A 13007-nucleotide genomic window follows, 5' to 3' on the forward strand; every position below is an offset into this window, starting at 1 on the left:
AATTTTTATACACAAATCCGGGGGAGCGAAATTCATCACCTGGACATTGTTTCTTCATAAATATCTGCAACAATAAAGACTTAAGTCAATAATATACCTTATGACCCGCAGAGGTGGCAATATGAATCTGGAATCACATTCACCAATAAAATCTCTGGGAAGACGCGCTTTCCTGAAAAATGGTGCGCTGATCCTCTCTGGCCTGACTCTTTCAACTCTGAGTCGTAAGGCGACTGGTGCCTTCGATACGAACAAGCGGGGTACTGTACGCGTGGGGCTGGTCACTGACCTGCATTATGCGGACAAGCCTCCAGCTGGTTCACGCCATTATCGTGAGACACTTGCCAAATTGAAAGAAGCTACCAGTGAGTTCCAAAGTGATCACCCTGATTTTGTGGTCTTTCAGGGGGACCTGATCGATTCCGGAGAATCACTGGAACAGGAAAAAATACATCTCCAGACGGTGGTCGAAGCCATCTCGGCAATCCCATTCCCTAAATATTATGTGTTGGGAAATCATTGCGTCGATCAGTTGAAGAAAGAAGAGTTCCTGCAGGGAGTCGGGCAGAAAGAGTCGTTCTACTCATTCGATCAGAACGGATGTCATTTTGTCGTGCTGGATTCCTGTTTCAAAAGTGATGGGACTCCCTATGGTCGAAAAAACTTCAAATGGACCGATGCAAATATCCCGGCAGAAGAACTCGCATGGCTGCAGGCTGACCTGGCGAAAACCTCTCTTCCCACAATTGTTTTTGTGCATCAGCCACTCGATCTGAAGGACACGGATGCGCATGCCGTTAAAAATTCTTCAGCTGTACGGCAGGTACTGGAAAACTCCGGCAAAGTCACAGCCGTCTTTCAGGGGCACAGTCATCACAATAAGTATTCAGAAATCAAAGGTATCCATTACTGTACCATGGTCGCCATGGTCGAAGGCTCCGGGCTGAAAAACAATGGTTACAGTATTCTGGATGTTTATGAAGATGGTTCACTGGTACTGAACGGGTTTCGTAAACAGCAGGATTACCACTGGTCCTGAAAAACAGCGTTGATGAAGTCGCGTTGTATCGGATATTGTTGCGATCTCCCTGCTGGTCTGTATAAGATGGAGTCTGGTTTTTACACCACATATCCGATCCAACCAGGAGCCAGCAATGCGCCGTTTTGCCAGACTGTTCTTCGTTTCTATTTTCTGTCTCAGTTTTTTGAGCGTTAACACGAAAAGTGGTGCAGCTGCATCTCAGCGGGAACCGAATGTCATTTTCATCATCGCCGATGACCTGGGGTATAAAGAGCTGGGATGTTACGGTCAGAAGTGGATCAAAACGCCGAACATCGATCGTATTGCCAAAGAGGGAATTCGTTTCACACAATTCTATTCAGGCAATGCGGTCTGTGCGCCCTCCCGCTGTAACCTCCTGACGGGCAAACACCCCGGGCATGCTTATGTCCGGAATAACGGCAAGCCCGAATACGTGCAGAACATGAAAGAGGAGCAGGGCTGGAGCTTTCCCGGTCAGCATCCGATTCCCGATGCAGAAGTCACAATCGCCGAAATGCTCAAGCAGAAAAACTATGCCACCGGCGCGATGGGCAAATGGGGACTGGGGCATTTCGGGACTACTGGCGATCCAAATAAACAGGGGTTTGATCTGTTTTATGGTTTCAATTGCCAGGTACACGCACACAATCACTACCCTGTCTTTTTATGGCGGAATCACACGAAAGAAACCCTGCCTGGAAATGATCGAACTTTATACGGCAAGACCCATTCACAGGATAAGTTTGTAGAAAACGGGCTGGCCTTCATTCGCGAACATCAGCAGGAACCCTTCTTCCTGTATCTGCCGTTTGCGATTCCTCACCTGGCGATTCAGTCTCCTGAAAAATTCCTGGCGCAATATCGGGGTAAAATTCCTGAAGAAGACTACAAACATAAGGGCTACATCAAACATCCCTCTCCCCGTGCCGGTTACGCCGCCATGATTACACAAATGGATGACGGGGTGGGGCAGATACTGGCTCTGTTGAAAGAACTCAAGCTGGATGAGAATACGATCGTTTTCTTCACGTCTGATAACGGGCCGACTTACGATCGACTGGGAGGATCGGATTCTGAATTCTTCGAGTCAGCCGGACCCTGGCGCGGTTTTAAAGGCAGCCTCTATGAAGGGGGGATTCGTGTACCTCTGGTTGCACGCTGGCCCGGACATTTTCCAGCAGGACAGGTGACCGATCATCTGTCTGCGTTCTGGGATGTGATGCCGACCATCGCCGATTTGACAGGAACCAAACCACCTGCCGACATTGATGGCATCAGCTTCGCACCAACGTTAGAAGGGCACCCCGATCAACAGAAGCAGCATGAATACCTGTATTGGGAATTCCCTGCTTACACCGGTCAGCAGGCTGTGCATATGGGTGACTGGAAAGGCGTTCGTCAGAATCTGCTCAGGAAAAAACCTCAGATGAAGATTGAACTTTACAATCTCAAAACCGATCCCGGCGAACAGCATGACGTTGCCGATCAGCATCCGGAAGTCGTGGCCCGTATCAAATCGATTATGAAAACGGGACGCACGCCTTCCCAGATGTTTCCTTTTCCCGCGCTGGATCAGCAGTAACTTCCAGTAAGTTACTTTGCTTTCTCCTGCTGAGATACTTCCTTGATCCAGCAGAACAGGCTGTCGCCAATCTGCTGGTATCCATTCGCCGCCGGGTGAACGGCGTTGTTCTGGCGTAGCGTGTCTTCTGTAGTTTGCGCGTTCCAGGGAACTTTGGCCGCAGGATAGTTGTGGACACAATCCAGATTAATATGTGTGGGAACCAGGAAAATCTGTTTCTCGGTCTGATTTCCAAAATGTTCCGACAGGCGTTCAACGACGAAGTGCTGGTTTCGTTTGTATTGCCAGCGTGTCTGGCCTCGACCGTTGGTAGTGCCAAAGGCATCTTGCGATGCTGCAGGGGGAACGGGTAACATCAATCCGATTTTTGTTTTCGGATCGAAATCGTGAATCATCTTCACCAGGATGTCGAGGTGCTTGACCATGGTGTCTGTCCGCTCCCCGATAGTTTCATCGGTGGCGGAATAAACGTCATTGGGGCCGAGAAAAATGGTAACCAGGTCCGGTGCTTTACCGTCATTGAACTCTTTACAGTAGCGGGGAAAATCGAGTTTGGGCTTTCCGTCTTCTCCCGCATACAGAAACGGGCTGCCTCGTTCCCGGTAATACCCCTGTCGGGCATTCTCTTTAAAGTGCGTCGCAAAGCGAACGGCGGTCCAGCCGCCATAGCCTTCGTGTTGAACTCCCTCTTCGTTGTTAGGGTTGTGTGAGCCAATCAGTTTCAGATTGGGGCCCTGGAAATTCTGACTGAGCTGGCGAACGTGTCGGGGGTAGATTGAGTTGTGTGTCAGGCTGTCGCCGATCATCAGAATACTGACCGGTTTGTCTTTGCCCGCAGCGGTGGGAACCACGCGTAAGCGGGAGTCCTGGCTGGCGATAACCTGATTGTTCTGATCAATGACATTCAGCGTGAATTTATAGTCGCCGATCTCTTTCTCATCGGGAGTATACGTCCAGCGTTCCTGTTGCAGATGTCCGCGGTTGCAATGCACGTCAAAGACATAGTTCGCGGGATTGATTGACAGCGAAACATTATCGAAATAGACACTGGATTCGATACCAGGGATTGCGTAGATGATCGGCGGTAGAATCAGCCGCAATGGATCTTTGGCTTCTGTTTTGGTTTCTGACTCCGCCTGAGGTTTCTCTTCGCCGGCGGAGGTCAGATGAAGTGGAGTGAACAGCATCAGAGTCAGTAGCAGGCTGAAAGTAGATCTTGTTTTCATTTGATTTCCATCATAGAGGCTGAATTTCGATTGTTTTGAATTTCTGCTAAAAACTATGAATCCCGAGGCACTACTGGTTTCTTAGTTTCGTTTAGAAGAAGGCAGGTCCGAAAAAAGAGGGACAGGAAAAAGCCTGTCCCTCGAATCGTATCTTTTAAACCTGATCGTTTATTTTTTACCGATGCAGTAAATTTTGTCGGTCATCTTCAGGTAGATTTTTCCATCAGAAAAGACGGGAGTCGCCAGCGCGAATCCTTCCAGTGGATTTTCAGAAACGAGCTTGAACTCATCTCCCTGATCGAGGACAAACGTCGTGCCATCTTCGCGGGTCACGTAGATGTGTCCATCTGCCAGGATCGGGGAAGCACTGAATTTGTTTCTGCTGCGGGGCAGACGATCTCCCCAGATTTTTTTGCCGGTTTTGACATCGAAGCACAGGACATCCCCTTTGTCAGAACAGATATAGAAACGTCCGTTGATAGCGGCAGGGGTGGGAACGTCAGAGAACTCTCCCTTTTCTTCGTTGGTCCAGGCGACATGCGATTTAGTGACATCACCACTGCCACCGAGTTTGATTCCGGTCACGGAACCGCCACGGGCATAGGGGGCAATCAGATAGCCATCGCTGACGACGGGAGAAGAGATAGAGCGGAAGTATTTATGCTGGGTCGGATTCAACCCGCCGACCTGCCAGATCTGTTTTCCGGTCTGAGCATCGTGTGCCGTGACATGATCTGCACCGAGAACATAGATGATCTCTTTGCCGTCCTGGTTGACGACGACGGGAGTCGAATAACTCTGATTCGCTTCTTCCGGTGCATCCAGATTGCGGTCCTGCTTCCAGGCTTCTTTTCCGGTTGCTTTGTCAAAAGCCACGATGTAAGAGTTATCGCTTTGCATGCAGGCGATGACCACCAGATTGTTGGTTAATACAGGGGAAGTTCCCAGGTCCCACCAGAGGGTATCTTCGCCATAGATTTTCTGCAGGTTTTTCTGCCAGACGATTTTTCCTTCCCGGTTCAGACAGGCGAGGTCACCACTTTTGAAATAAGTGAAAACGAACTGGTCATCGACGACAGGAGAAGGGCTGCTGCCGCTTCCCTTTTTGTGTTTGCCGGCGCGTTCGGTACCGAAATTAGTCGACCATTTTTTCTTTCCCGAATTTTTATCCAGGCAGATGACTTCGTTCTTTCCATCTGTTGTAGTTGTCAGAAACAGGTCATCGCCCCAGATGACGGGGGTGGAACCACTAACGCCTGGAAACGCCACTTCCCAGAGAATGTTTTTGGAACTGTCCCAGGAAACTGGGTAACCGGAACCTTCTGCAACGCCATTGGAAGTCGGCCCACGCCAGCCAGGCCAGTTACCTGCGAGTGCGGTCGAGGCGAGAAACAGGGAAAGAGTTAGGGTTGCCAGTAAAGCTTTCATTATGATACCTCTGACTGTGTGAACTTTTTTGCGAACCGGGTTTGGTGAGCAATTTGAATTTATGGTTGGAATCAGTTACATGGTGAGACCACCGATTATAGCACGGTAGGAAAACAGATTTCATTCAGAATCGAAGTATTTTTTTACGATCCAGTCAGGTTGGTGCGGGTCTGGTTTTCGTTTCCGCCCCGTCAGATCAATGGCTTCCGGCTTCGGATGATCAGATGTGAGCGACTGTTTGTCGTCCGTTTTTTTCTGCCATGCTTTTAATTCTGTCAGCATTTTCTCAATGCGCTGTTTCTGATCCGGATGCTCGGACAGGTCCTTCAGTTCGTATGGATCTTCTTTGAGATCAAACAGTTGTGTTTTATTGATCTGAGGATAGCGAATCAATTTCCAGCGATCATCGCGAACGGCCCGCATCAGATCTTCATAAGTGGTAAACAGTGAGTCGCGAACCCGATCTGATTTTCCGCGCCAGATGGGGGCCAGGTCGGAGCCTTCCACACCAGTGGGGACCTGAATCTGAGCCAAATCACAGACGGTCGGAAAAATATCATACAGGTAAACCAGCGCGTCGCTGGATTTATTTTCGGGGATTCCAGGGCCTTTGAAGATCAGCGGTGATTTCATGCTGTGTTCATACAGGTTCTGTTTTCCCAGCAAGCCATGGCTGCCGATTGCCAGTCCATGATCGGAAGAGTAGATCACGATCGTATTACTGTCGAGTTTTCTCTCTTTCAGTGTCTGCAGGATACGGCCGATCTGATGATCCATGTGGGTAATCATTCCATAATATTCCGCCAGTTGTTCGCGCACGATTTCCGGTTGACGTGGCCAGCCTGTCAATGCCTCATCTCGGCCGGTTAACCAGCCATTGTTAAACGGATGCTGCGGCATGAAGTTTTTAGGGAGCGGCGGATGATTGTTTTCATACACCTTCATTGCTGAATCCGGTGGCATCCGCGGATCATGGGGGGCTGTGAAAGCGACATAGGCGTAAAAGGGTTTCTCGGCGGGTTGCTGCTGCAAAAAATCGACAGCGGCATCAACAAAGAGTTCGCTCGAAAACTTTTCGCCTGTCCGTTTGTTTTCAAACTTACCATTCTTCAGGTCGACGACCGGCACCTTCAGATGATCCGACATACCACCGATGAAAGCAGCCGTTCCCGTTGTAAAACTCTTCTGAAATGAATCGCGGTGGTTATGCCATTTCCCTGTCCCGAATGTTTCGTATCCCGCCTGCTTCAATAACTGTGGAAGGGTAATGACCCCTTTCAGGTCCATGGGAACGTGGTAGAGCGAACGACCACTGTTTAACATCGCACGGCTTGGTTGACAGACGGCACCGTGGATTGATCCCATACAGTAGGCATTGCGAAAACTGAATCCCGATTTCACCAGCCGATCCAGATTCGGAGTCTGAATGTGGGGATTGTCGTAGGCCGCGACAGCATCGGCCCGCTGGTCATCACTGAAAAGAAACAGAATATTCGGACGCTTGGGCTTCTCCGCAGCAGTTGCTGTCTGACTGTGTAAAATAAATGAACAGGAAAAAATCAGAGCGTATAAAAATAAAATTCGCAGATGAGCTGTCATGGAAAGTCCCTGTAAAAAAAGCATCTCGTTAGCGAGTTCAGTCAATCTTAAAGAAGCGGCGGCCTTTGAGTTCGAAACGGGGTAATGCACCGGGAGCGACGGTAATCACTTCCGCATTGAAGTTCAGTCGATCCTTAATCGCATGACTGACGTCATGAACTAACCGCTGAGGATCTGCTGAGGCGGAATCCGTCGGTTCCAGTTCAATTTTCATATGCTGCATCGAACGGATCGTACGGACTTCGATCCGGTATTCGGCAATGCGGTCGAATGTTCGCAGGATCGCTTCCAGGCTGGACGGGAATACGTTATTACCACGTATGATGACCATGTCATCCGCGCGGCCCAGAATGCCTCCCTTTAATCGCAGCAAAGCGCGACCGGAAGGACAAGGTGATGTATCTTCTGAGACCAGGTCCCCCGTGCGATATCGAATGAGGGGAGAGCCAAGCCGCCCCAGATTCGTGATGATCAATTCCCCCTGTTCTCCGGGAGTCACCGGTTCCAGTGTTTCGGAATTGAGGATTTCAGCAATGCATTCCGTTTCCAGAATATTCAGACTGCCCGGGCTCTCCAGAGGTTCAATGCCCAGCGCCCCAATTTCCGTCATACCCCAGTGATCAAAGACCCGTGCCCCCCAGGCCTGACCGATGCGGAGTTTGGTCGCTTCGATGTTTCCACCCGGTTCGCCGGCGACGACCAGGGCGCGTACTCGACTGGCGGCGAGGTTGATGTTTTCTGCTTCGGCTACTTCCGCCAGCCGCAATGCGTAAGTGGGAGTACAGCAGACGGCGGTGATTTTGTTATCGAGAATCATCTGCAGCCGGGCTTCACTCCCCGTGCCGCCACCCGCCAGACAGAAGTTACCACGCCGGGTTGCACCTTCAAAGGCGGCCCAGAATCCGACAAAGGGACCAAATGAAAAAGGAAAGAACAGGCGGTCTTCCGGGAAGAGGCCGACCATGCGATAGATCTGTGCCCAGCATTCTCCAAACCAGTCCCAGCTGGCTTTGGTATCCAGCCAGCGCATGGGTGAGCCGGTCGTTCCCGATGTCTGATGCATGCGCGTGTAATGGTCGACAGGGTAAGTCAGATTCGTTCCGTAAGGCGCGTGGGCCAGATGATCTTCTACCAGTTCCGATTTGGTGGTAATCGGCAATTTCTGCAGGTCGGACAGGCTCTGGATCGAGCTGACATCAACGCCTGCTGCTTCCCATTTCTTCTGCCAGAACGCATTGGTTGCAGAGACCTCTTTCAGAAGGTGTTGCAGGCGTTGCAGTTGGCGTGCCTGAAGAGCCTCCCGGTTCAGGTTTTCCGGCTCAGTTACTGGTGTGTTCATTATTGGATTAACTCAGTTGTCTGGGGGAGCATCAAAAGTTGAGATTCGGGGTTCTCCCTTATTCTGCCGGAACTTGAGTGAATTTCCAACCTAAAGAGCAATCCGCGGTAGAAAATATCCGCCGGAAATCAAACGTTCCCCATTCTCGAACCGTTTGATATTTAAAGGGTTATTGAAGTGAAACTATCTAATACGACCATTTCAACAACCACTCAAGTCGCCAATTATGAAGGACGATGATATCGATACAGTAGGCTTTCCTGATTATCGAATGAGATACGGTTCAGATGAGAATCGGGATCGTCTGATCATTGACGACAACAGAAGAAATGACATCTGGAGACGAGGACTTTATGGGAGCGGATGGCGGTAGCAAAGAGTTGAAACTGGGGTTCCTGACTACAATTGAATGTCCTGATGGTTCACTGATTGGCGGCTTGCTGGTGACGAATCACTTTGGCAGGCCACTGGAATTTCAATGCACAACTCCTGTCAAACCTAACCGGACTCAGGAGGTCTTATACGGTCCGACTCTGGTTCCCTTTCTGCTGGGAGAAGTGATTGGTCAGACACTCGTTGAAAAAATGAATGTCAAACCGAACCTGGTCCTGATTGAACAGGAACAGGCCATTGAGCTGCAGAACCATATTTCGATTCCCGTTGCCATTCTGTCAGACGTGGAACAGATTGTTGAAGAAAACTCCGCCTTCATCAGTGAGCAGGTGGGAAAGAACCGTTTGCGATTTGATGCGGCACATCAGACTGGGAAATCAGCGATTGAAAATACCAGCCGTAACATCCCGGCTGACGCCGATCTGGGCGAACCATTTGAGCGTGTTCGTGAAGCCTTAAACGAAGCGGTCAAAATGGGATCGTCCCGTTAAGCCGCCGTTGAAACAGTAGTGTTAAAACAAGCTGAATTGACTTCCTTCCCCAGCAGGCAGATACGTGGAATTTTCAGAGCCAGATATTCAAAATCAACAACAGTCCAATTCGTCAACCGGGCATTCGGGTGGTCCTCATTTTCTTCCTCACGCTGAGAATCCTGCACAGCCAGTGATCACTGATGCAGATCGCTGGCAGCTCAAGCAACAGATCAACAGCGAAGCCATTCCTCTGGCAGTTTCAGCGTCTGTTTTTGCCTCCGGTATGAACGGAGCGCTCACGCGCAAATTCAATCTGGAGACCTCGTCACTGGCGTTGATTGAAAAAGCGGGGCTGCAACCAAAATGGAAACCGACGAAGCCCCGCGTAAAAACCTTTGGGATGACTTTTCCAGACGGGTTGGAATTCATTCCTCCCAAACCGGAAAAAGAAGAGAAAGCAGAGCTTAGTCAGATTGCAGGCCCCAAAGCTGCCAGTGTCGAACCGGGGGAACGCAAAAAAAGTACCAGGCTCACGCCGCCTGCCAATGCGTTGTCGCTGGAAGACCGCCTGTTTTATCTGCTGCAGCCTCCGCTCCAGTCGTGGCTGGCTGGACAGGAACTGATCATGCCATTCGAGCCGTTCCCCTATCAGTATGAGGGAATCGCCTGGCTGTTTTCGCAGAAGTCGGCTTTGTTGGCCGATGAAATGGGGCTGGGAAAAACCATGCAGACCATTACCGGCGTGCGTCTGTTGTTACGCAGCGGACAGGTGCGACGTATTCTGCTGGTCTGTCCCAAGCCACTGATTCCCAACTGGCAGCGCGAGTTTAAATTCTGGGCGGAAGAACTCCCGGTCACGGTTGTTCAAGGGGATACGGCACGGCGACGCATGATCTGGGAAATGCCCAATAACCCGATTCTGATCGCCAATTATGAATCGATGTCGCGCGACTTTGAAACGATGGGGGAAGAGAACCTGCCTCGCTTTGACCTGGTTGTCCTGGATGAAGCGCAGCGTATCAAAAACCGCGACTCCCGTACGGCGGAAGTTGCCCGCTCCATTCCCCGGAAACGGAGCTGGGCTCTTACCGGAACACCGATTGAAAACCGGCACGAAGAGATGTCTTCGCTGTTCGAATGGATGGAAATTATTCCGCCGCGGGGCACGCCCGATTTGAGGCAGTTACAGGTACTCTCCAAAGAATTTATTTTGCGTCGCACGAAGGATCTGGTGATGACCGATCTGCCGCCTCGCCTGGATCGTCCCGCGTACCTGGAACTCAATCCGGCCCAGCAGCATGCCTACGATACGGCTGAAAAAGATGGTGTGATCCAGCTGAATGAGATGGGAGATTCGATCACGGTTCAACACGTATTTGAACTGGTATTGCGACTCAAACAGATCACCAACTTCGACCCGGTGACAGGAGACAGTTCGAAACTGGATCGTCTGGAAGCGGATATGGAAGAAATCGCTGCCAGTGGCGGGAAAGCGATTTTATTCAGCCAGTGGACGAAACCCCTGGACTTTATGGCGAAACGGTTAGAGCGGTTTGGCACCCTCGTTTATCATGGCGGAATTCCCACGAAGCAGCGAGAGCCTATTCTCGATCAGTTTAAACATGATCCGGATTCGCATCTGCTGCTGATGAGCTACGGTACCGGGGCTGTCGGATTGAACCTGCAGTTTGCCGGTTACGTCTTCCTGTTTGATCGCTGGTGGAATCCGGCCATTGAAGACCAGGCAATTAACCGCGCTCATCGAATCGGTCAGAAGACACAGGTGATTGTGACCAAGTTTGTCTGCAAAAATACGATCGAGGAACGCATCGACATGGTCCTCGAACAGAAGCGGGAACTGTTCCGTTCTATTCTGGGAGACGGCGATACGACCTGCGAATCGCGAAGCCTGACCGCAGCGGAGATTTTCGGCCTGTTCGACCTCAAACAGAAAAAAGGGGACGTGACCAAAAAGATCGCGCCCCAGGTTCCTGGAAAATCCGCCGCCTGATTCAGCAGGCTGTTACTTTGATACCAGTGGACTGGAAGTCATGGCGTCTGCTTCATCGGTCACGTTGATGAACCAGATTTTCGTTCCAGCAGGTGGGGCAGGGCCTGTGATTTTTGTTCCATCCACTTCCAGAGGAATGGATTGCCACTTTCGTTCGGGATTCGGACCTTCGTCAGTCGTGTAGTTGAGTACGGCAGTTTTGATTTTGACCGGCTCAGCCAGTTCCGCTGTTACTTTACCGTCTTTAACAGCAGGGTTTTGCACGACAGGGAGTGGAGTCTGTTTTTTCAGGTACTGGTCAACAAACCTGGCGATTTCAACAGGCTTCCAGCCAGCTGGATGACTGTGGCCCATTTTGACTTCAATCCGAATATTGCGGGGCGTCTCTTTGGGGACGGCTTCATAGCTCTTCTGATAGGCACTGAGCCAATAGGCAAAGTCGTTCGTGCCATTCACAAACAGGATCGGCATTTGAACTGCTTTCAGATACTGGCCCGGGTCATATAATTGCATCCAGCTTTTCCGGTCTTCCTCTGGCAGTCGATTGATGGATGATTCAAAGACCGTATGGTCATCCAGAAACCCGCAGCCATAAACGGGCACGGCGGCATCGAAACGGTTATCCAGACCCGCGACGATACAGGTCAGATAGCCGCCCCATGAAATACCAGTGACTGCCGTCCGGTCTTTGTCCACTTCCGGAAAGGAGCGAATCAGAGAATGTGCCAGAATTGCATTTGCTGGAGCGTGGTAACACCAGTGTTCTGACTGGTCGTCTTTCACTGCATCAAATTTTTCTTTATGCGACTGATCGGGGCCACCGGCTTCCAAGCGGTTTCGATGCTTGCGGTCATGCGGATTTTTTCCATCGATCGGTTGCGAACCTGCCAGGTCCATGGAGATCGCGGCGTACCCTTTCTGAGCCCATAACTCGGCCCACTCACGAAAAGCGGTACCACCGCCGCCGTGAATCAAAACGATGCCGGGATATTTTTTGCCCTTGGGTTCTTGCGGGTTGAGTGTTGCAGGCGATGCATAAAAGGCGAAGACCTTTGTCGGTTTGCCGCGATATTCCAGGCCTTGGTACAGCAGTGATCTGACGGGAGACTTGTCGTCGATCCATTCAAATTCGGGTGCTTTGCTGAGGGCTTTCAGATCCCAGGGCGTGGTTTCCGGCAGACGGGAATCAGGCTGAATGATATCTTCTGCCGCCATTAAACCTGAAGCAGAAAGTGCCGTCATCAGGAATAGCAACAGAACTTTGAATTTGTGAGCGAGCTGCATGGTTGTACCTGTCATTAATCAAAGGTGGGATAATATGGTGAAGCATAATTATCAATGACAGCATCAGCAGACGCAAGCGTATGATTTCAGGATCTGGGAGTTGCGATTTAATAAGAAGTCTAATTTAAACTCTCTATTGCCGGCTTCTGACTGCTTTCGAGATGTTCCACAATCCAGAGACAGTTCAGAACAGCAGGCGATACAGGGCCGATCCGAAAATGATGCAGATAGTGATGACTGAGCCGATGATGCTGACACCAACTGCTGCCGTACCTGCTTTGAAGGTGTTCTGAGACTCTGCAGGCAGATGTTTACCGAGGATACTCCAGATCGATTTCAAAACCTGATTGAACATCTGGGCGCAGAGAACCGTTGTCATTGACAGTACCAGAATCGCCCAGTGTGTGGCGGATAATCCTAAGAGAGTCGCAGCAGCGATGACAGCACTTCCTGCGAAAAAGTGAATAAAGAATGTGCTGTCGAGTCGGATGCCAAATTTAATACCGCTTTCCACATCAATCAGACGCTGTCTCCATTCGGAACGCAGTTTGTCCGAATCCTCAGCAGCTGTGGTTTGCCGTTGAAAAGGTTTGACTCGAGTATTCTGTGATTTGATCACTGTTCCGATTC

10 protein-coding genes are annotated in these 13007 nt (G+C 50.4%); 4 read left to right on the forward strand and 6 right to left on the reverse strand.

Translation table 11 applies throughout. The annotated features are described in order from the left end of the window. Nucleotides 1-121 precede the first annotated feature (121 nt). Both ACN0YN_RS12250 and ACN0YN_RS12255 read left to right on the forward strand, forming a co-directional pair. Nucleotides 122-1039: a metallophosphoesterase family protein gene (locus ACN0YN_RS12250; RefSeq protein ID WP_417385293.1), complete on the forward strand. Its 918-nt coding sequence runs from the start codon at nt 122-124 to the stop codon at nt 1037-1039. Between the two features lie 115 nt (nt 1040-1154). Next, a complete protein-coding gene (locus ACN0YN_RS12255; protein ID WP_417385294.1) occupies nt 1155-2624 on the forward strand; it encodes an arylsulfatase in 1470 nt (489 codons plus the stop codon). 11 nt (nt 2625-2635) lie between these two features. On the opposite strand, the gene ACN0YN_RS12260 is transcribed toward ACN0YN_RS12255, so the two are convergent. The 4 genes from ACN0YN_RS12260 to ACN0YN_RS12275 form a co-directional block, all read right to left on the reverse strand. Then, nucleotides 2636-3850: an SGNH/GDSL hydrolase family protein gene (locus ACN0YN_RS12260; protein WP_417385295.1), complete on the reverse strand. Its 1215-nt coding sequence runs from the start codon at nt 3848-3850 to the stop codon at nt 2636-2638. A gap of 168 nt (nt 3851-4018) precedes the next feature. Further along, nucleotides 4019-5278 carry a PQQ-binding-like beta-propeller repeat protein gene (locus ACN0YN_RS12265; protein WP_417385296.1) on the reverse strand — a complete coding sequence of 420 codons (1260 nt, stop codon included), beginning with the start codon at nt 5276-5278 and terminating at the stop codon, nt 4019-4021. 120 nt (nt 5279-5398) lie between these two features. Further along, nucleotides 5399-6877, reverse strand: a complete 1479-nt coding sequence (locus tag ACN0YN_RS12270) for a sulfatase-like hydrolase/transferase (RefSeq protein ID WP_417385297.1) — start codon at nt 6875-6877, stop codon at nt 5399-5401. 37 nt (nt 6878-6914) lie between these two features. Then, nucleotides 6915-8216 carry a phenylacetate--CoA ligase family protein gene (locus ACN0YN_RS12275; protein WP_417385298.1) on the reverse strand — a complete coding sequence of 434 codons (1302 nt, stop codon included), beginning with the start codon at nt 8214-8216 and terminating at the stop codon, nt 6915-6917. A gap of 329 nt (nt 8217-8545) precedes the next feature. Between ACN0YN_RS12275 and ACN0YN_RS12280 the strand changes: the two genes are divergently transcribed. Next, on the forward strand, nt 8546-9100 hold the full coding sequence (locus tag ACN0YN_RS12280; protein ID WP_417385299.1) for a hypothetical protein: 555 nt from the start codon (nt 8546-8548) through the stop codon (nt 9098-9100). Between the two features lie 64 nt (nt 9101-9164). Then, nucleotides 9165-11093, forward strand: coding sequence for a DEAD/DEAH box helicase (locus ACN0YN_RS12285; protein WP_417385300.1), 1929 nt, complete (start codon nt 9165-9167; stop codon nt 11091-11093). Nucleotides 11094-11105: 12 nt separating this feature from the next. Here ACN0YN_RS12285 and ACN0YN_RS12290 read toward each other — a convergent pair whose 3' ends face one another. Continuing rightward, nucleotides 11106-12377 carry an alpha/beta hydrolase family protein gene (locus tag ACN0YN_RS12290; protein ID WP_417385301.1) on the reverse strand — a complete coding sequence of 424 codons (1272 nt, stop codon included), beginning with the start codon at nt 12375-12377 and terminating at the stop codon, nt 11106-11108. A gap of 184 nt (nt 12378-12561) precedes the next feature. Beyond that, entirely contained in the window at nt 12562-12996 is a 435-nt protein-coding gene (locus tag ACN0YN_RS12295; RefSeq protein WP_417385302.1) for a diacylglycerol kinase, read from the reverse strand. Nucleotides 12997-13007 lie beyond the last annotated feature (11 nt).

It is taken from the genome of Gimesia sp., from assembly GCF_048260065.1.
GTDB lineage: Bacteria > Planctomycetota > Planctomycetia > Planctomycetales > Planctomycetaceae > Gimesia.

Coding starts and splice junctions, on each gene's coding strand:
- ACN0YN_RS12265 (WP_417385296.1), bottom strand. CDS start 5,278: ATGAAAGCTTTACTGGCAACCCTAACTCTTTCCCTGTTTCTCGCCTCG.
- ACN0YN_RS12250 (WP_417385293.1), top strand. CDS start 122: ATGAATCTGGAATCACATTCACCAATAAAATCTCTGGGAAGACGCGCT.
- ACN0YN_RS12290 (WP_417385301.1), bottom strand. CDS start 12,377: ATGCAGCTCGCTCACAAATTCAAAGTTCTGTTGCTATTCCTGATGACG.
- ACN0YN_RS12275 (WP_417385298.1), bottom strand. CDS start 8,216: ATGAACACACCAGTAACTGAGCCGGAAAACCTGAACCGGGAGGCTCTT.
- ACN0YN_RS12280 (WP_417385299.1), top strand. CDS start 8,546: ATGACATCTGGAGACGAGGACTTTATGGGAGCGGATGGCGGTAGCAAA.
- ACN0YN_RS12270 (WP_417385297.1), bottom strand. CDS start 6,877: ATGACAGCTCATCTGCGAATTTTATTTTTATACGCTCTGATTTTTTCC.
- ACN0YN_RS12260 (WP_417385295.1), bottom strand. CDS start 3,850: ATGAAAACAAGATCTACTTTCAGCCTGCTACTGACTCTGATGCTGTTC.
- ACN0YN_RS12255 (WP_417385294.1), top strand. CDS start 1,155: ATGCGCCGTTTTGCCAGACTGTTCTTCGTTTCTATTTTCTGTCTCAGT.